Origin of the sequence: Nocardioides mangrovicus, from assembly GCF_003674065.1 — a bacterium.
Lineage (GTDB): Bacteria > Actinomycetota > Actinomycetes > Propionibacteriales > Nocardioidaceae > Marmoricola > Marmoricola mangrovicus.
The window spans coordinates 501,410-518,669 of sequence record NZ_RDBE01000007.1 but is presented as its reverse complement, the minus strand read 5'-3'; the positions used below and the strand labels follow the sequence as shown (position 1 = coordinate 518,669).

Below are 17,260 nucleotides of genomic sequence, written 5' to 3'. Positions count from 1 at the left end.
ACGGAACCGTGACATGGATGGCCGTTCTGGTTGCGGAATCTGTGCTCGGCACGGACCATGAGGCGTCATGAGCGAGCGGACGTCGAGCAGGTCGTCGGTGGGTCTGGACGACGTCTCCAAGCAGATCATCGAGCAGCTGCAGCAGGACGGTCGCCGCTCCTACGCCGCGATCGGCAAGGCCGTCGGACTGTCCGAGGCCGCGGTCCGTCAGCGGGTCCAGCGCCTCACCGAGGCCGGCATCATGCAGATCGTCGCCGTCACCGACCCGCTCCAGCTCGGGTTCGGCCGCCAGGCCATGGTGGGCATCCGCGTCGACGGTCCGCTCGAGCCGGTCGCGGACGCCCTGGCCGCCATGGACGAGGTCGACTACGTGGTGATGACGGCCGGCACCTACGACGTGCTGTGCGAGGTCGTCAGCACCGGGGACGAGGAGCTGCTCGACCTCGTCTCGACCCGGATCCGCGCGATCCCCGGTGTCCGCACCACCGAGACGTTCGTCTACCTGCGACTGGCCAAGCAGACCTACAGCTGGGGCGTGCGGTAGGCCGCCAGGTTCGAACCAGGGTTCAGGAGACCTCGATCTCCCCGTCGGCGTACCACTTACGGATTACCTTCTTGTCGAACTTGCCGACCGAGGTGCGCGGCACCTCGTCGATGAAGGCCCACGCGTCGGGCAGCTGCCACTTGGCGAAGTCGCGCAGCAGGTGCTCGCGCAGCTCCTCGGCCGTGACCGACTGCCCCTCGCGCACCACGACGGAGGCCAGCGGACGCTCCTGCCACTTCTCGTCGGGGATGCCGATCACGGCGGCCTCCTTGACCGCCGGGTGACCCATCAGCGCGTTCTCCAGGTCGACCGAGGAGATCCACTCACCGCCCGACTTGATGACGTCCTTGGCGCGGTCGGTCAGCGTGATGTAGCCGAGCGGGTCGAGATGGCCGACGTCGCCGGTGCGCAGCCAGCCGTCGTTGAACTTGGCGGCCACCTCGGGGTCGTCGGACTCGTAATAGCCCGCGGTCACCCACGGGCCGCGGACCTCGACCTCGCCGACCGCCTCGCCGTCGGAGGGCAGCTCGCTGCCGTCGTCGGCGGTGATCCTGGCCTCGACCCCGCACTGCACCCGGCCCTGGCTGCCCAGGAAGCGCCACGCCTCCTCGCTGCCCTCCTCGACTCCGAGGGGCACGCCGGCGGCCGTGGCCACCGGCGAGGTCTCGGTCATGCCCCACGCCTGCAGGATTGTGATGTCGTGCCGCTCGGCGAGCGCCTTCTGCAGCGAGACCGGGACGGCCGAGCCGCCGCAGAGGATCTTGCGGATCGAGTCCAGCTTCACCTCGGGGTGGTCGTCGAGGTAGCCCAGGACGTCGTTCCACACCGTCGGCACGGCCCCGGACAGGGTCGGCTGGGACTCCAGGATGAACCGGACCAGGGGCTCGGCCTGCAGCCAGCGGTCGGGCATGCACAGCGAGGCCCCGCTCATCAGCGCGGCGTAGGACAGTCCCCAGCTGTTGGCGTGGAACATCGGCACGATCGGCAGCACGCGGTCGCGGTAGGACATCCCCGCCACGTTGCCGGTCGTCACCATCTCCGAGTGCAGCCAGGCCGAGCGGTGGCTGTAGACGACGCCCTTGGGGTTGCCGGTGGTGCCGCTGGTGTAGCACATCGCGGCGGCGTCGCGCTCGTCCACGTCGGGCCAGTCGAAGTCCTCGGCCTGGGAGTCGAGCAGCTCGTCGAGCACGAGGACCTGCTTGCCTGAGGCGCCCAGCGCGTCGAGGTCGGCGGCGGCAGCCTCCGGGCCGGCGACGAGCACGGTGTGCACCGTCTCGAACTCCCCCACGTGCCGGGCCAGCAGCGGCACCAGTGAGTCGTCGACGATCACCACCTGGTCCTCTGCGTGGTTGGCGATGTACACCAGCTGTTCGGGGAAGAGCCGGATGTTGAGGGTGTGCAGCACCGCGCCCATCGAGGGCACCGCCAGATAGGCCATCAGGTGCTCGGTGTTGTTCCACTGGAAGGTGCCGACCCGCTGGTCGCCCACCACGCCGAGCGAGCGCAGCGCGTTGGCCAGCTGCGCGGAGCGTCGACCCAGGTCGTTGTAGCTCATCGAGCGGACGCCGTCGGCGGTCGCGGTGACCACCTCGGAGTCGCGGTGGACCGTCGTGCCGTGCTTGAGCACCGACCCGAGGGTGAGCTGGACGTCTTGCATCGTGCTGCGCATGGGGCCTCCTCGCCACTGTGCGCCGATCCTCCCCATCGCCGGCGCCCCACACAAGAAGCACCGCGGTCCAGACCGGAACTTCGCCAAACGTAACCAATGCCCAGTTTGTCCGTTTAGTCTGTTGAGAGACGTTATCGATCCAGGGAGCCTCGCTTACCGATGTCCGCGCCCACATTCCCGACCACCCGCACCGTGCGTCTGCTGGCGCTCTCGCTGTCCGCCTCGCTGGGTGTGGTGGGGCTGACGGCGGCCTCCTCCCTCGGCGCCGACCCGGCCGCCGGCGGTCGCGCCACCGCGCTGGCCGCGGCCCACGCCGCCGTGCACGCCGACGCGGACCGCAAGCACAAGAAGAAGAAGAAGCACCACCACACCAAGATCAAGAACCGCAAGCTGGGCATCCCGTCTCCGCACGCGGTCACCGGTCCCGCCGCCAACCAGGCCTCGATCACCTGGTCGAAGACCAAGGGCGCCAACCGGTACTCGGTGCTGTGGAGCTCGGGCCCCTACGGCAAGTGGCCCGGCCCGACCACGTACGTCGGCCCCAAGTGGCTGTCGGGCTCCACGCGCAGCGCCACCCTCGACATCAGCGGTCTAGGCGCCTACCAGCTCTCCCCCGCCTACGGGAACCCGGTCTTCATGGACCTGTGGGCCGACAACTCCCGCGACCGCGCTCCGCGCCACAAGTCCAAGTACGTCGCGGTGTGGCCGCAGATCGCCACCCCGGCCGCCGGCGCCGCGGTGCGCCTGGGCCAGTACAACCTCGACGGCATCTCGCAGAACTGGGGCGCCGACGCCCAGAACATCGCCGCGTCGGGCGCCAACATCGTCGCCGTGCAGGAGACCAACGGCAGCCGGGGCGACGGCGGCCGCCAGGTCGCCAGTGCGCTGGGCTGGGGCATCGTCAACCCCGAGGCGAGCGAGGCGATCCTGTACAACCCCAGCGTGTTCTCCTCCTGCTCCTCGAGCCTAGTGGCGGGGTGGAGCACGGCCACCTGCACGACGCGAGCCGGCTCGAAGACCTTCCGGGTGACCTCGGTCCACTACGGCGGCACGAACGCCCAGACCGGCGCGGCGGCGCAGGCGACCGCCAACGCGCTGCCCAACGACGGGATGCCGACCATCATCGCCGGCGACTTCACCTCCAACCGGGAGCCCTACGGCAGCGCCGAGCAGGCGCAGCCGGTCCTGGTGCGCAACGGCTTCTGGGACGCCCAGGCCTCGCTGTCGCGGGTGAACGCGAACTACTCGACATTCAACGGTCACAAGACCGCGTCGCCGAACCCGTCGGGCCAGGGCACGCGCGCCGACTACATCATGATGCGCGGCATCAACGGCAGCTTCGCCTACCACAACGTCGTCAACACCTACGGCAACCCCTCGGACCACAACCTGATCTGGGCGGACATCCAGATCCCCTGAGGCGGCCCTAGGCTTCGTCGCATGCCGAAGCTCAGCCTGGCCGACGGCCGTGTCCTGGACTACCACGATGCCGGCGGCAGGGGTGCCGTCCTGCTCTACCACCACGGCACGCCCGGGTCGGTGACCCCGCTGACCGCCTTCGTCGAGGCCGCCGAGCGGGCGGGCCTGCGCCTGGTGAGCTACTCGCGGGCCGGCTACGGCGCCTCCGACCGCAACCCCGGCCGCAGCGTCGTCGACGTGGTCGACGACGTGCGCCAGCTGCTGGACCACCTCGACGTCGAGCGCTGCGTGAGCGCCGGCTGGTCGGGGGGCGGACCGCACGCCCTGGCCACCGCCGCGGTGCTGCCCGACCGCGTGGCCGCCGTCGCCAGCCTGGCCGGTGTCGCCCCGTACGGCGTCGACGGGCTGGACTTCCTGGCCGGCATGGGTGAGCAGAACATCGAGGAGTTCGGCGCGGCGCTCGAAGGCGAGCCCGCGCTGCGCACCTACCTCGAGCCCGAGGGCGCCGCGATGGCCCAGACCGACGGCCCCGGCATCGTCACCGGCATGGCCAGCCTGCTGCCCGACGTCGACCGGGCCGAGCTGAGCGACAGCTTCGGCGCCGACCTGGCCGCGCAGTTCAGGGAGGGCCTGCGCAACGGGGTCGACGGCTGGCTCGACGACGACCTGGCCTTCATCTCCCCGTGGGGCTTCGACCTCGACGCCGTCCGGGTGCCCTCCTACGTCTGGCAGGGCGACCTGGACCTGATGGTCCCCTTCGCCCACGGCGAGTGGCTCGCCGCGCACCTGCCGGGCACGCGCCCTCACCTGCTCGCGGGCGAGGGCCACCTCTCGATCACCCTGGGCGCGACCGACCAGATCTTCGGACTCCTGGCCGACGCCCTCACCTGACGGGCAGGTGGGTGCGCGGCGCCATGCGCGCGCCGTGCCTGGGTCGTGCGAGCCCGGCCAGCTCGACCAGCCGCTGCACCCGGTAGCGGTGCCCGCGCCAGGGCTCGAGCAGCTCCGCGAGGCGCTCGTCGTCGTCGACGGCCTCGCCCGTCAGGGCCCAGAAGATGTTCTTGCCGACGTGGTAGTCGCCGAAGCTCACCGCGTCGGCGTCGCCGTGCGCGCGGAACCGCACCTCGGCCGAGGTCCACGCCCCGATGCCCGGCAGCGCCCGCAGCCGCCGGTCGGCCTCCACCGCGCCGAGCTCGATGGTGCGCTCGAGGTTCGAGGCGTAGGACGCCGCGCGCACCAGCGGACGCGACCGGGCCGGGTCGACGTGCGCGCGCAGCCATCCCCACGACGGGATGGTCCGCACGGTCGCGGCGGCCGGCTGCACCCACAACCCGACCTCCACCCCAGGCCCCGGCGCCCGCTCGCCGAAGCGGTGCACGATGCGACGGAAGCCGGCGAAGGCCTCCTGCCCGGTCACCTTCTGCTCGATGATCGCCGGCATCAGGGCCTCCATCACCAGGCCGGTGCGGGTCACGCGCCAGTCGCGGTGGCGTCGCCAGGCGTGCTCGAGCACGGGGTGATGCGGCACGAACCCCGACACGTCGTCGTCGGCACCCAGCAGCGCTGGCAGGTGGTCCAGCGCCCAGCCGGCTCCCTCGCCCCACGACTCCCCCACCACCTCGCCGGCGGTGGTGCGCACGTGCAGCGTGGCGGTGCCCTGCGGCGTCCGCAGCCCGCGCCAGACCGAGGCCCCGGGCGTCCGGAAGGTCGGGTCGCCGGGTCCCTTGCGCAGGATCGAGAGGATCTGCCGGACCGGCACCGGCCGGCCGGCCCGCCAGGTGCGGACCTGCGGCAACCTGCTCACACCACGACACGGTAGATGTCGGTGGCGACGGTTTGAATGGCGACATGCGACTGGCCGACCTCGTCACCACCTTCGACGCCGTGCGTGCCACGCGATCGCGCAAGGCCAAGACGGCCGCGGTCGCCGAGGCGCTGCGTGCCGCCGACCTCGACGAGGTGCCGCTGGTCGCCTCCTACCTGATGGGGTCGCTGCGCCAGCGCCGCACCGGGGTCGGCTGGCGCTCGCTGACCGACCTGCCCGCACCGGCCGCCGAGGCCTCGCTCGGCGTCAGCGAGGTCGACGCCGCGTTCGAGGAGCTCGCCGGCGTGGCGGGAGCGGGCTCCCAGAGCGAGCGTCGCCGGCTGCTGGAGCACCTCGTCGGCGCCGCCACCGAGCCCGAGCAGGCGCTGCTGCGCGGCCTGGTGACCGGCGAGATCCGCACGGGCGCGCTCGAGGGCGTCCTGGTCGAGGGCATCGCCGCGGCGTTCGAGATCCCGGTCGGCGTCGTCCGGCGGGCCGTGATGCTGGCCGGCTCCGCCCCGGTGGCGGCCGGGCTGGCGGCCACCGGCGGCGAGCCTGCGCTGCGCGACGTGCGCCTGGAGGTGGGCCGGCCCGTGCAGCCCATGCTCGCGGGCAGCGCGCCCGACCTCACCGCGGCCCTGGCGTCGGTAGGGCTGCCGTGCCTGGTCGACGGCAAGCTCGACGGGATCCGGATCCAGGCACACCGCAGCGGCGACGAGGTGCGCATCTGGTCGCGCAGCCTGGACGACCTGACCGATCGCTTCCCCGAGCTGGTCAGCGTCGTCCGCGAGCTGCCGGCGAGCTCGCTGGCGCTCGACGGCGAAGCGCTGCTGGTCGACGAGACCGGGCGGCCGCGCGCGTTCCAGGAGACCGCCTCGCGCTCGATGACCCTGACGTCCGGCCCGGGCGCCACCGAGGCGGCGATGACGCCGTACTTCTTCGACGTGCTGCACCTCGACGGCCGCGATCTGATCGACGTCGCGGCCGTCGAGCGCGCCGAGGTGCTCGCCGCGGTGGTGCCGCCGGCCTTCGTGGTGCCCCGCGTGCTGGCCACCACCGAGCAGGAGGCGGCCGACCAGCAGAGCGAGGTCCTCGCCCGCGGCCACGAGGGCGTGGTGGTGAAGTCGCTCGACGGCAGCTGGGAGGCCGGTCGCCGCGGCTCGGGCTGGGTGAAGGTGAAGCCGCGCCACACCCTCGACCTGGTCGTGCTCGCCGTCGAGTGGGGCAGCGGCCGCCGCCGCGGCCTGCTCTCCAACATCCACCTCGGCGCCCGCGACCCGAGCACCGGCGGCTGGGTGATGCTGGGCAAGACCTTCAAGGGGATGACCGACGAGATGCTGGCCTGGCAGACCGAGCGGTTCCTGGCGCTGGAGACCTACCGCGACGGACACGTCGTCCACGTCCAGCCGGTCCAGGTGGTCGAGATCGCCTTCGACGGCCTGCAACGCTCCACCCGCTACCCCGGCGGCCTGGCCCTGCGTTTCGCGCGCGTGCTGGGCTACCGCGAGGACAAGCGCGCGGAGGAGGCCGACACCATCGAGACCGTGCGCGATCTGGCCCGTTGAGGTCTGTGTCACGTCTGTGCAACTCGGCGTTACATCTGTCGTTACCCTGAGGTCGTGAGCACGCCCGCGAGTACCGACCGGCGTCGCAGCGCCGCCCTGGCGCGACGCCGCAAGCGCGAGCAGGAGATCCTGGCCGCCACCCGCGCCCTGTTCGACGAGCGCGGGGTCCGCGACGCGCAGATCGAGGACGTCGCCCGGGCCGTCGGGGTCAACCGCGCCATCATCTACCGGCACTTCACCGGCAAGGAGGAGCTCTTCGCGCTCACCCTCGTCGGCTACCTCGACGACCTCCACTCCCGGCTGACCGGCACCGCCTCCGGCGTCGAGGACGGCGACCCCGTGAGTCGCGTCCGCGCCATCACCGAGGCCTTCGTCGACTTCGGGCTGGAGTTCCCGGCCTTCGTCGACTGCGCGCAGACCCTGATGCGCCGCCCAGGCCCCGAGCTGCTCGAGGAGATCTCCGAGAGCGCCCTGTTCCGCCTCGGGCGCGGCATCGCCGGCTGCCTGAGCGTGCTCAGCGCAGCCCTGCGGGCCGGCGTCGACGCCGGTGAGTTCGCCATCGACGACGTCGACCTGGTGGCCAACACCCTCTACGCCACCGGCCTCGGCGCCCTGCAGCTCGCCCGCGTCGGCATGCTGGTGAAGGAGGCCGCCCCCGGCGTCCCGATGGTGGCCCCCCTCTCCGCTCAGCAGGTCAAGGACCACCTGGTGCGCAGCGCCTTGGCACTGGCCCGCTGAGGTGGCGCAGCCGTTGCCGTAAATCGCCGGTGCACCGGCGAGTGACGGCGCTCACCACCGACGTGTCGGTGGTGCCTGCCCAGCTTCCGTAGCAGCTCACGTCCGCCGTCGACGACACCGCACAGGTGCTGGCGAATCCCCCATCTCGGACAGTGACCTACCGAAACCCCGCGCTACGGCCCGACATCTGCGACAAATTCACGGGGTTTTGCCGGGTGCCCGGCAAAACCCCCGCCGCTGTCGTTTCGGGTCCTGCGATCGGGAGCGCCACGTCTCGCTGCGCTCGCCTCAGCGCTCCAGGATCGCGGTCACGCCCTGCCCGCCGGCGGCGCAGATCGAGATCAGGCCCCGCCCGGAGCCCTTCTGCTCGAGGAGCTTGGCGAGGTTGGCCAGGATCCGCGCGCCGGTGGCGGCGAAGGGGTGACCGGCGGCCAGCGAGGAGCCGTTGACGTTCAGCTTGGAGCGGTCGATGGAGCCCAGCGGGGCGTCGAGGCCCACGCGCTCCTTGCAGAACACCGGGTCCTCCCAGGCCTTGAGGGTCGAGAGCACCTGGGAGGCGAACGCCTCGTGGATCTCGTAGAAGTCGAAGTCCTGCAGCGTGAGCCCGTTGCGCTCCAGCAACCGCGGCACGGCATACGCCGGCGCCATCAGCAGGCCCTCGCCGCCGTGCACGTAGTCGACGGCCGCGGTCTCGGCGTCGACGAACCAGGCGCGCACCGCGATGCCGTGCGCCTCGGCCCACTCCTCGGTGGCCAAGAGCGCGACGGCGGCACCGTCGGTCAGCGGTGTGGAGTTGGCGGCGGTCATGGTGGCAGCCTCGCCCTTGCCGAAGACCGGCTTGAGCTTGGCCAGCTTCTCCAGCGAGGAGTCGGCGCGCAGGTTCTGGTCGCGCTCGAGGCCGTCGAAGGCGGTGATCAGGTCGTCTTGGAAGCCGGACTCGTACGACGCGGCGAGGTGCTGGTGGGAGGCGACGGCCAGCTCGTCCTGGGCCTCGCGGCTGATCTGCCACTCCAGCGTCGTCAGCGCCTGGTGCTCGCCCATCGACAGCTTGGTGCGGGGCTCGCCGTTCTGCGGGATCGACGGCACCAGGTACTGCGGGCGGATCTTGGCCAGGGCGGCCAGCCGGCCCTGCGTGGTCTTGGCCCGGTTGGCCTCGAGCAGGATCTGGCGGAGCTTCTCCCCGATCGCGATCGGCGCGTCGGAGGTGGTGTCGGTGCCGCCGGCGATGCCGGCGTCGATCTGCCCCAGCGCGATCTTGTTGGCGATGTAGATCGCCGACTGCAGCCCGGTGCCGCACGCCTGCTGCAGGTCGACGGCCGGGGTGGTCGGCGCGAGCCGGGAGCCGAGCACCGACTCACGGGTGAGGTTGAAGTCGCGACTGTGCTTGAGCACCGCGCCGGCGGCCACCTCCCCCAGTCGCTCCCCCGCGAGGCCGTAGCGCGCCACCAGGCCGTCGATGGCGGCGGTCAGCATCTCCTGGTTGCTGGCCGTGGCGTAGACGGTGTTGGAGCGGGCGAACGGGATCCGGTTGCCACCGAGGACGGCGACACGTCGGGTGCCTGCGGGCATGGGTTCCTCCTGCGCATCGAGGGCTGTGCTGCACCGTACGGGCTGCAGGCCCGGACGGGGCCGGTCGGTCCGGTCCGGGGCTACCCGTGGGTAGGTTGACTCCCATCCTGTCTCGCGCCCGGTGGAAAGGGAACGCCGTGAGGGGCAGGTCACGAAAGGTGGACACTGAGTTACACCACTCGTTACGTTCGACGAACCTACCGCTGAGCGACCCCGACCTCGCAGGAGTGCGTCCCGCCATGACCGACCGCTACCAGGCCTTCACCACCACGCCGATCGGCAAGCTGCTGGTCAAGAACCTCGGCCTGCCCGCCCCGGTCAAGCTGGACCGCTGGACTCCGGGCTCACCGCTGGTCGACGGCACCGTGGTCACCGGCGGCGCCGGCCGGCTGGTCGACCAGCTCACCGCCTCGCTGGACAAGCTGGAGATCGCCAACACCGACGAGGCGGTCGAGGGCCAGACCTACAAGGGCCTGGTCTTCGACGCCACCGGTATCCGCACCGCCGAGGACCTCGTGGAGCTCGAGCGCTTCTTCACCCCCAAGCTGCGCAGCCTCGCCCGCTGCAGCCGCGTCCTGGTGCTCGGCGCGATCCCCGAGAAGCTGACCGGCGAGGACCGCGTGGCCCAGCGTGCCCTCGAGGGATTCACCCGCTCGCTGGGCAAGGAGATCGGCCGCGGCTCGACCGTGCAGCTGGTCTACGTCGCCGAGGGCGCCGAGCAGGCACTCGAGAGCACCCTGGCCTTCTACCTCTCGCCCAAGTCCGCCTACGTCTCGGGCCAGGTCGTCCGGATCGGCGCCACGGGCGTCACCAAGGCCAAGCCGGTCCCCTCGGTCGAGCAGCCGCTGACGAACAAGGTCGCGATCGTCACCGGCGCCTCGCGCGGCATCGGCGAGCAGATCGCGCGCGTGCTGCACCGCGACGGTGCGAAGGTGCTGGGCATCGACGTCCCGCAGGCCGCCAGCGAGCTGCTGGCGGTGACCAAGGAGCTCGACGGCGACAGCCTGACCCTCGACATCACCGGCCCCGACGCCCCGCAGCGCATCGCCCAGTACGTCAAGGACACCTACGGCCAGGTCGACGTCGTGGTCCACAACGCCGGCATCACCCGCGACAAGCGGCTGGCCAACATGGCAGAGGACCGCTTCGCCTCGGTCGTGGCGGTCAACCTCATCGCGCCCGAGCGGATCACCGCCGAGCTGCTGGCCCAGAACCTGATCAAGGACAACGGGCGCATCATCGGGGTCTCCTCCATGGCCGGTATCGCCGGCAACCTCGGTCAGACCAACTACGCCGCCTCCAAGGCCGGCGTCATCGGCTGGGTCGACGAGCTCGCGCCCACGCTGAAGAAAGGCATCACGATCAACGCGGTGGCCCCGGGCTTCATCCAGACCAAGATGACCGACGCCATGCCGTTCGCCAGCCGCGAGGTCGGCCAGCGCCTGAACGCGATGAGCCAGGCGGGGCAACCGGTGGACGTGGCCGAGGCCATCGCCTGGTACGCCTCCCCCGGCTCCACCGCCGTGAACGGCAACACCGTCCGCGTGTGCGGCCAGATGATGCTGGGAGCCTGAGCACGATGACGACGAAGGTGGTGCAGGACAACCCGTCGGGCGCGGCGACGATGCTCAAGGCCGCGCTGCCGGTGCTGCCGGGCGTGAACCTGCTTCCCGGGATCGCCAAGAAGGGCGGCGACCTGCCCGACCTCACGCTGGTGCGCGAGGGCATCGCGGTCGACCCTGCACACGTCGCCGCGTACGCGCGCGTCTGCGAGTTCCCGACCCGCCAGCACCTGCCGCTGACGTACCCGCACCTGCTCTCCTTCCCCCTGCAGATGGCGATCATGACCGACGCCTCCTTCCCCTACCCGGCGATCGGGTCGGTGCACCTGGCCAACACCATCACCCAGCACCGACAGATCCGGCTCGGCGAGACCCTCGGCGTCACGGTGCGGCCCGCGAACCGGCACCAGCACGCCAAAGGCACCGTCTTCGACCTGGTCACCGAGGTCAGGGCCGACGGCGAGACGGTGTGGGAGTCGACCTCGCAGTACCTGCGGGTCGGACGCGGCGACCCGGAGGCCCCCGCCGAGCGCGACCGGCTCGAGATCGTGCCGCCCGGACCCATCACCTGGCGGCTGCCGGCCGACCTCGGCCGCCGCTACGCCGCGGTCTCCGGCGACCACAACCCGATCCACCTCTACGGGCTGACCGCCAAGGCCTTCGGGTTCAAGCAGCAGATCGCCCACGGAATGTGCACGCTGGCCCGTTCGGTCGCCGCGCTCGACAACCGGCTCCCGGAGGCCGCCACCGTCGTGGCGGAGTTCAAGAAGCCGGTGTTCCTTCCCGCGAAGGTCGCCTTCGGCTCCCGGATCGGCCACGACGACGTGGAGTTCTCCTTGACCCGCCCGAAGGACGGCGCCCCACACCTGGTGGGCCGGGCGAGCGCCCTGTAGTACGACTGGGGACATGGCCTCCTACGTCGTCACCGGTGGAGCTCGGGGCGTCGGACGCGCGATCGCCGAGCGGCTGAGCGCCGAGGGCGACGTGGTGGTGCTCGACGTCGTCGACGACCCCCCTCCGCACGACACGGGCCTGGTGCTGCTCACCGGGGACGCAGGTGACGAGGACGACGCACGCCGCGCGGCGCGGACCGCCGAGGAGCTGAGCCCACTGGCTGGCTGGGTCAACAACGCGGCGGTCTTCCGCGACGCCGACCTGGCGACGTCGCCTGCCGGTGAGGTGATGGAGCTGATCGAGGCCAACCTGCGGCTGGCGGTGGTGGGCACCGGCGTGGCCGTGAGCCACTTCCTCGCCCACGACCGCGGCGGCGCCATCGTGAACGTGTCCTCGCACCAGGCGCAGCGCGCCGTGCGAGGGGCGCTCCCGTACGCCACGGCCAAGGCGGCCACCGAAGGTCTGACGCGAGCCGCTGCGGTCGACCACGGCCCGGACGGGATCCGGGTCAACGCGGTGGCGCTCGGCTCGATCGTCACCGACCGTTCGCAGGCCTACCGGGACGTCCATCCCGACGTCGACTCCCAGCTGGCGCGGCTCCACCCGCTGGGCCGGGCGGGGTCGGTCGAGGAGGTGGCCCGCACGGTCGCGTTCCTGCTCAGCGACGACGCCTCGTTCGTGAGCGGCGCGGTGCTGCCCGTCGACGGTGGTCGTGCCGCGCGCGGGGACGACCCGGAGGCGCGGTAGCGCTACCGCGTGCGGACCCGGATCAGGCCCTCCTGGGCCACGCTCGCGCCGAGCACACCGGACTCGGTGAACACGCGCGCGACGGCGAAGCCGCGGGCGCCCGACGCCGAGGGCGAGACCTGGTCGTAGAGCCACCACCGGTCGGCGCGGAACCGGCGGTGGAACCACATCGCGTGGTCCAGCGAGGCCGGCATCAGCTTCGGCGAGCCGATCATGATCCGGTGCGGCACCAGCGAGACGGCCAGCAACGTCAGGTCGCTGGCGTAGGTGAAGACGGCGTCGTGCAGCGTCGGGTCGTCGGGCAGCTCGCCGTTGATCCGCACCCACAGCCGGTTGCGGGCCGGGTGCTGGTCGGGTGCGAGGCCGCCGCTCTCGGAGGAGTCGCCGGCCCAACGGATGTCGAGCGCGGCCCACTCCTTGTCCCACTCCTCGGCCGCCTCCGGCGCGTGGTCGCGGAACAGGTCGCTCAGCTGCGGGCACTCCTGGGGCGGCGTCACGTCGGGCATCGCGTCCTGGTGGTCGAGCCCGTCCTCGTCGATCTGGTAGCTGACGGTCTGGAAGTAGATCTCCTGACCGTGCTGGCGCGCGGCCACCCGGCGGGTGGTGAAGGAGCGGCCGTCGCGCAGGTCGTCGACGTCGTAGACGATCGGCACCGCCGGATCGCCGGGCCGCAGGAAGTAGGAGTGCAGCGAGTGCACGTGGTGCTCGGCGTCGACGGTCCTGCTGGCCGCGACCAGGGACTGCGCGGCCACCTGACCGCCGAACACCCGCTGGCGCGAGGTGTCGGGCTGGGTGCCGCGGAACAGGTTGTCGTCGATGCGCTCGAGGTCGAGCAGGCCGACGAGCTCCTCCACCGAGTGCGGCATCAGCTCTCGTCCCGCTTCTCGTCGCCGTCGAGGCCGGCGAGGAACTGCTCGAACTGGGCGCCGATCTCGTCGCCCGACGGCAGCGGTTCGCCCTCGGCGAGCAGACCCTGGTCCTGCTCGGCCGCGCGGTGGAAGGCGTCGTACTGCTGCTCCAGGCCGGACACGACCTCGCGCACCTCCTCGGAGTCGGCGATCTGCTGCTCGATCTCGCCGGCCTGCCGCTCGGCCGCCTCGCGCAGCCCGGTCAGGTCCCAGGTGAGCTCGGTCGATCCGCCGATCGACTCCAGCAGCGCCACCGAGGCCTGCGGGTAGCCCAGCTGCGCGACGTAGTGCGGGATGTGGGCGACGAACCCGAGGACCGGGTGGCCCCACTCCCCCAGCCGCAGCTCCAGCAGGGCCTGAGCGCTGGAGGGGATCCGGATCTCCCCGCGCCAGCTGTTGGGCTGCACGAGCAGCGACTCGTCGGTGGCGTGGTTGGTCAGCTGCACCGGGCGCGTGTGCGGCACCGCCATCGGCACCGAGCCCAGCATCGCGATCAGCCGGACGCCGAAGTGCTCGACGACCGCGCGGACCGCGCCGGCGAAGCCCTCCCAGCGGATGTCCGGCTCGGGACCGGTGAGCAGCAGGTAGGGCGTGCCGGCGGCGTCGCGCAGCAGCCTCACGACCAGCCGCGGCGCGTCGTAGTCGGTGTAGTGGTTCTCGTGGAAGGTCATCGCGGGCCGCCGGGCGCGGTAGTCGTAGAACTCGTCGACCTCCAGGCTGGCGACCACACGGCCGGCGTCGGACTCGAGCAGGTAGGTGATGGCCAGGGCCGAGGCGCTGCCGGCGTCGAGGAACCCGTCGAGACCGACGACGAGCACCGGACCCACGGGCAGCGCACCGAGCTCCGGCACCTCGTCGACGATGTGCACGAAACGGGCCTGCGGCATGGGACAACCCTAGTGTTCACCGGGTGGACGTCGTGACGCCGGCCGTGACGCCGGCCGTGACGCCGGCCGGGCTCGCCGCGCAGGTTCGCGGCGTCGGCTCAGCGGTCTGAGCCGACCGGAGGCGTCAACGCTCCTGGGTCCGGCAGCGCCGCGATGTCCTCGACCACCTGGCGCGCGATGGTCTGCGGGGTCAGGCCCACCCGCTCGAGGATGGAGTCGCGCGAGGCGTGGTCGAGGAACTCCTGCGGGATGCCGTGGATGCGCACCGGGGTGGCGACCCGGCGCTCGGCCAGCAGCTGGAGCAGCGCCGCGCCGCAGCCGCCCGCCACACCGTTGTCCTCGACGGTGACCACCAGCCGGTGGCCGCGGGCCAGGTCCACCACGGCCTCGTCGTAGGGCTTCACCCAGCGCGGGTCGACGACGGTGACGCCGATGCCCTGCGCCACCAGCCGCTTCCCGACGTCGACCGCGGTGGTCGCCATCGAGCCCACGCCGACCAGCAGCACGTCGCGGGCGCCGTCGCGGGCCAGCACGTCGAGGCCCCCGACGCGATCGACGGCGTCGAGGTCGACGGGCGGACCGCCCTTGGGATAGCGGACGACCGTGGGGGCGTCGGCGACCTCGACCGCCTCGCGCAGCAGCTCGCGCAGCCGGGTGGCGTCGCGTGGGGCGGCCAGCCGCAGGCCGGGCACGATCTGCAGGAAGGACAGGTCCCACATGCCGTTGTGGCTGGCCCCGTCGGGACCCGTGACGCCGGAGCGGTCGAGCACGAAGGTGACACCGAGGCGGTGCATCGCGACGTCCATGAGGATCTGGTCGAAGGCCCGGTTGAGGAACGTCGCGTAGACCGCGAACACCGGGTGGAGGCCGCCCAGCGCGAGCCCCGCCGCCGAGGTGGTGGCGTGCTGCTCGGCGATGCCGACGTCGAAGACCCGGTCGGGGTAGGCCGCGGCGAAGCGGTCGAGGCCGACCGGGTAGAGCATCGCGGCGGTGATGCCGACCAGGTCGGGACGCTCGGCCCCGAGCGCGACCATCTCCTCGGCGAACACGTCGCTCCACTGCCGGCCCTTGGGCTTCTCCGCCCCGGTGAGGACGTCGAACGGCCCGGGGCCGTGCATCTGGTCCTCCTCGTGCTGCTCGGCGTGGTCGTAGCCGAAGCCCTTGCGGGTGATGGCGTGGACGATCACCGGCCCGCCGAACCGCTTGGCCTGCCGCAGCGCCTGCTCGAGCGCCACCCGGTCGTGGCCGTCGACGGGGCCGACGTACTTCAGCCCGAGGTCCTCGAAGAGTCCTTGCGGGGCCAGGGCGTCCTTCATGCCCTTCTTCATCGCGTGGAGCGCGTCGTAGACCGCCGGGCCGACGCCGCGGACGCCGTTGAGCCGGGTCTTGACGACGTCGAGCACCTGCTCGTAACGGGGGTTGGTGCGCAGCGCGGTGAGGTGCTCGGCCAGCCCGCCGACGGTCGGGGTGTAGGAGCGGCCGTTGTCGTTCACGACGATGACCACCGGCCGGTCCTGGCCCGCGGCGATGTTGTTGAGCGCCTCCCAGGCCATGCCGCCGGTCAGCGCCCCGTCGCCGATGACGGCCACGACGGTGCGGTCCTCGCCGCGGATGGAGAACGCCTTGGCCAGGCCGTCGGCGTAGGAGAGCGAGGTGGAGGCGTGCTGGTTCTCCACGACGTCGTGCTCGGACTCCGACCGCGAGGGGTAGCCCGAGAGGCCGCCCTCCTGCTTGAGCCGGTCGAAGCCGTCGGCCCGGCCGGTGAGCATCTTGTGGACGTAGCTCTGGTGGCCGGTGTCGAAGACGATCGGCTCGCGCGGGGAGTCGAAGACCCGGTGCAGGGCGATGGTGAGCTCCACGACGCCGAGGTTCGGCCCGAGGTGACCGCCCGTGCGCGAGACCTTGGTGACCAGGAAGTCGCGGATCTCGGTGGCGAGCTCGTCGAGCTCCCCGGGGTCGAGGGACCGCAGGTCGGCAGGACCGCGCAGCCGTTCGAGGTGACCCATGACAGGTGAGTTTACGAGGCCGGAACGTCCATCACCGCGACCGCACCCTCCTCCAGGCTGCCCAGCCAGACCCGGCCGTCGTGCTCGCGTACGCCGGTGACCATGTGGTAGCCCGAGGCGTCGCCGGCCAGGTCGTGCACCGTGCGGCCCTGCGCGTCGAAGGCCATCACCCGCACCGTCCGCTTCGGCTTGGGCTGCAGGGCGCCGGGGACGGCGGTGGCAGCGCGGCCGATCAGCCCCGGCGCACGCTGCAGCAGGCTCACGACCGGGTCGGTGGGCGAGGCGATCGTCACCCACACGAGACCGTCGGAGCCGAGCGAGATGTTGTCGGGGTAGCCGGGCAGGTCGGCGACCAGCAGCTCGCGCTGACCAGACCGCTCGCCGGTGAGCCAGCGGCGGACGACCGTGCGCGCGGCCGTCTCGGCCACCGCCACCCAGGAGTCGTCGGGGGCCAGCGCGACCCCGTTGGCGAAGGCCAGCCCGTCGAGCACCGTCTCCACCTCACCGCTCGCGCGACGCACCAGGAGGCGTCCGGTGCGGGTGTCCTGCACCAGGTCGTCCTTCCACTGCTCGATGCCGTACCGGGTGCTGGAGTCGGAGAACCAGACGTCACCGTTGCCGGCCACCGCCGCGTTGTTGCAGAACCGCATCGGCCGGCCGCCCACCTCGGTGACCAGCTCCTCGACGTCGCCGGACCCGCTGACGTGGACCGCCAGCAGCCCGCGGTGGGCGTCGGCGACCAGGAGCCGGCCGTCGGCGAGCAGCTCGAGGCCCAGTGGCCGTCCGCCGGTGGTGGCGACGCGGTCCACGCGAGCACCGTCGGGCCGCACCCGGAAGATGCTCCCCTCGACCGTGCCGGTGTACACCAGCCCGTCGTCGGCCACGACGACGTCCTCGGCGCCGTGCGCGGGGACCGGGACGACGGTGACAGGCAGCGACATGCGCCGA

15 protein-coding genes are annotated in these 17,260 nt (G+C 72.0%); 8 read left to right on the top strand and 7 right to left on the bottom strand.

Features of this window, described 5'->3' with window-relative positions; genetic code table 11:
• The first annotated feature begins 67 nt into the window (after positions 1-67).
• Positions 68-544 (top strand): Lrp/AsnC family transcriptional regulator, encoded by a 477-nt coding sequence (locus D9V37_RS12025; RefSeq protein WP_121806368.1) that lies wholly within the window; start codon positions 68-70, stop codon positions 542-544.
• Positions 545-566: 22 nt separating this feature from the next.
• Here D9V37_RS12025 and D9V37_RS12020 read toward each other — a convergent pair whose 3' ends face one another.
• The gene (locus D9V37_RS12020) at positions 567-2,213 is read right to left on the bottom strand and encodes a fatty acid--CoA ligase (RefSeq protein WP_121806367.1); all 1,647 of its coding nucleotides are present in this window, start codon (positions 2,211-2,213) and stop codon (positions 567-569) included.
• Between the two features lie 159 nt (positions 2,214-2,372).
• Between D9V37_RS12020 and D9V37_RS12015 the strand changes: the two genes are divergently transcribed.
• Together D9V37_RS12015 and D9V37_RS12010 are read left to right on the top strand one after the other, a co-directional pair.
• Complete coding sequence (locus D9V37_RS12015) at positions 2,373-3,632, top strand: endonuclease/exonuclease/phosphatase family protein (RefSeq protein WP_121806366.1); 1,260 nt, start codon at positions 2,373-2,375, stop codon at positions 3,630-3,632.
• Positions 3,633-3,653: 21 nt separating this feature from the next.
• Positions 3,654-4,523, top strand: a complete 870-nt coding sequence (locus tag D9V37_RS12010; RefSeq protein WP_121806365.1) for an alpha/beta fold hydrolase — start codon at positions 3,654-3,656, stop codon at positions 4,521-4,523.
• On the opposite strand, the gene D9V37_RS12005 is transcribed toward D9V37_RS12010, so the two are convergent.
• Positions 4,516-5,436 carry a DNA-3-methyladenine glycosylase family protein gene (locus D9V37_RS12005; RefSeq protein WP_232524879.1) on the bottom strand — a complete coding sequence of 307 codons (921 nt, stop codon included), beginning with the start codon at positions 5,434-5,436 and terminating at the stop codon, positions 4,516-4,518. The genes D9V37_RS12010 and D9V37_RS12005 overlap by 8 nt on opposite strands.
• A gap of 44 nt (positions 5,437-5,480) precedes the next feature.
• Between D9V37_RS12005 and D9V37_RS12000 the strand changes: the two genes are divergently transcribed.
• Complete coding sequence (locus D9V37_RS12000) at positions 5,481-7,001, top strand: ATP-dependent DNA ligase (protein ID WP_121806364.1); 1,521 nt, start codon at positions 5,481-5,483, stop codon at positions 6,999-7,001.
• 54 nt (positions 7,002-7,055) lie between these two features.
• Positions 7,056-7,739, top strand: coding sequence for a TetR/AcrR family transcriptional regulator (locus D9V37_RS11995; protein ID WP_121806363.1), 684 nt, complete (start codon positions 7,056-7,058; stop codon positions 7,737-7,739).
• Between the two features lie 288 nt (positions 7,740-8,027).
• On the opposite strand, the gene D9V37_RS11990 is transcribed toward D9V37_RS11995, so the two are convergent.
• Entirely contained in the window at positions 8,028-9,308 is a 1,281-nt protein-coding gene (locus tag D9V37_RS11990) for an acetyl-CoA C-acetyltransferase (RefSeq protein WP_121806362.1), read from the bottom strand.
• Between the two features lie 239 nt (positions 9,309-9,547).
• On the opposite strand from D9V37_RS11990, the gene D9V37_RS11985 reads away from it, so the two are divergent.
• Genes D9V37_RS11985 through D9V37_RS11975 form a run of 3 tightly spaced genes read left to right on the top strand, consistent with a single transcriptional unit; the run spans position 9,548 to position 12,511 of the window.
• Positions 9,548-10,882, top strand: coding sequence for a 3-oxoacyl-ACP reductase (locus D9V37_RS11985; protein WP_121806361.1), 1,335 nt, complete (start codon positions 9,548-9,550; stop codon positions 10,880-10,882).
• Between the two features lie 5 nt (positions 10,883-10,887).
• Entirely contained in the window at positions 10,888-11,763 is an 876-nt protein-coding gene (locus tag D9V37_RS11980) for a MaoC family dehydratase (protein WP_121806360.1), read from the top strand.
• Positions 11,764-11,776: 13 nt separating this feature from the next.
• Complete coding sequence (locus D9V37_RS11975; RefSeq protein WP_121806359.1) at positions 11,777-12,511, top strand: SDR family NAD(P)-dependent oxidoreductase; 735 nt, start codon at positions 11,777-11,779, stop codon at positions 12,509-12,511.
• Between the two features lie 2 nt (positions 12,512-12,513).
• Here the strand turns inward: D9V37_RS11975 and D9V37_RS11970 are convergent, their stop codons facing one another.
• The 4 genes from D9V37_RS11970 to D9V37_RS11955 form a co-directional block, all read right to left on the bottom strand.
• Complete coding sequence (locus D9V37_RS11970) at positions 12,514-13,377, bottom strand: acyl-CoA thioesterase (protein ID WP_121806358.1); 864 nt, start codon at positions 13,375-13,377, stop codon at positions 12,514-12,516.
• Positions 13,377-14,306, bottom strand: a complete 930-nt coding sequence (locus tag D9V37_RS11965) for a proteasome assembly chaperone family protein (RefSeq protein WP_121806357.1) — start codon at positions 14,304-14,306, stop codon at positions 13,377-13,379. Before D9V37_RS11965 ends, D9V37_RS11970 begins: the two co-directional genes overlap by 1 nt.
• A 98-nt stretch (positions 14,307-14,404) precedes the next feature.
• Positions 14,405-16,312 carry a 1-deoxy-D-xylulose-5-phosphate synthase gene (gene dxs / locus D9V37_RS11960; protein ID WP_121806356.1) on the bottom strand — a complete coding sequence of 636 codons (1,908 nt, stop codon included), beginning with the start codon at positions 16,310-16,312 and terminating at the stop codon, positions 14,405-14,407.
• Between the two features lie 11 nt (positions 16,313-16,323).
• Positions 16,324-17,253, bottom strand: coding sequence for an SMP-30/gluconolactonase/LRE family protein (locus tag D9V37_RS11955; protein WP_121806355.1), 930 nt, complete (start codon positions 17,251-17,253; stop codon positions 16,324-16,326).
• Positions 17,254-17,260 lie beyond the last annotated feature (7 nt).

Excerpts from the sequence above, each read along its gene's own strand:
- D9V37_RS12025 (WP_121806368.1), top strand. The coding sequence starts at position 68 with ATGAGCGAGCGGACGTCGAGCAGGTCGTCGGTGGGTCTGGACGACGTC.
- D9V37_RS12020 (WP_121806367.1), bottom strand. The coding sequence starts at position 2,213 with ATGCGCAGCACGATGCAAGACGTCCAGCTCACCCTCGGGTCGGTGCTC.
- D9V37_RS12015 (WP_121806366.1), top strand. The coding sequence starts at position 2,373 with ATGTCCGCGCCCACATTCCCGACCACCCGCACCGTGCGTCTGCTGGCG.
- D9V37_RS12010 (WP_121806365.1), top strand. The coding sequence starts at position 3,654 with ATGCCGAAGCTCAGCCTGGCCGACGGCCGTGTCCTGGACTACCACGAT.
- D9V37_RS12000 (WP_121806364.1), top strand. The coding sequence starts at position 5,481 with ATGCGACTGGCCGACCTCGTCACCACCTTCGACGCCGTGCGTGCCACG.
- D9V37_RS11990 (WP_121806362.1), bottom strand. The coding sequence starts at position 9,308 with ATGCCCGCAGGCACCCGACGTGTCGCCGTCCTCGGTGGCAACCGGATC.
- D9V37_RS11985 (WP_121806361.1), top strand. The coding sequence starts at position 9,548 with ATGACCGACCGCTACCAGGCCTTCACCACCACGCCGATCGGCAAGCTG.
- D9V37_RS11980 (WP_121806360.1), top strand. The coding sequence starts at position 10,888 with ATGACGACGAAGGTGGTGCAGGACAACCCGTCGGGCGCGGCGACGATG.
- D9V37_RS11975 (WP_121806359.1), top strand. The coding sequence starts at position 11,777 with ATGGCCTCCTACGTCGTCACCGGTGGAGCTCGGGGCGTCGGACGCGCG.
- D9V37_RS11970 (WP_121806358.1), bottom strand. The coding sequence starts at position 13,377 with ATGCCGCACTCGGTGGAGGAGCTCGTCGGCCTGCTCGACCTCGAGCGC.
- D9V37_RS11965 (WP_121806357.1), bottom strand. The coding sequence starts at position 14,306 with ATGCCGCAGGCCCGTTTCGTGCACATCGTCGACGAGGTGCCGGAGCTC.
- dxs (WP_121806356.1), bottom strand. The coding sequence starts at position 16,312 with ATGGGTCACCTCGAACGGCTGCGCGGTCCTGCCGACCTGCGGTCCCTC.
- D9V37_RS11955 (WP_121806355.1), bottom strand. The coding sequence starts at position 17,253 with ATGTCGCTGCCTGTCACCGTCGTCCCGGTCCCCGCGCACGGCGCCGAG.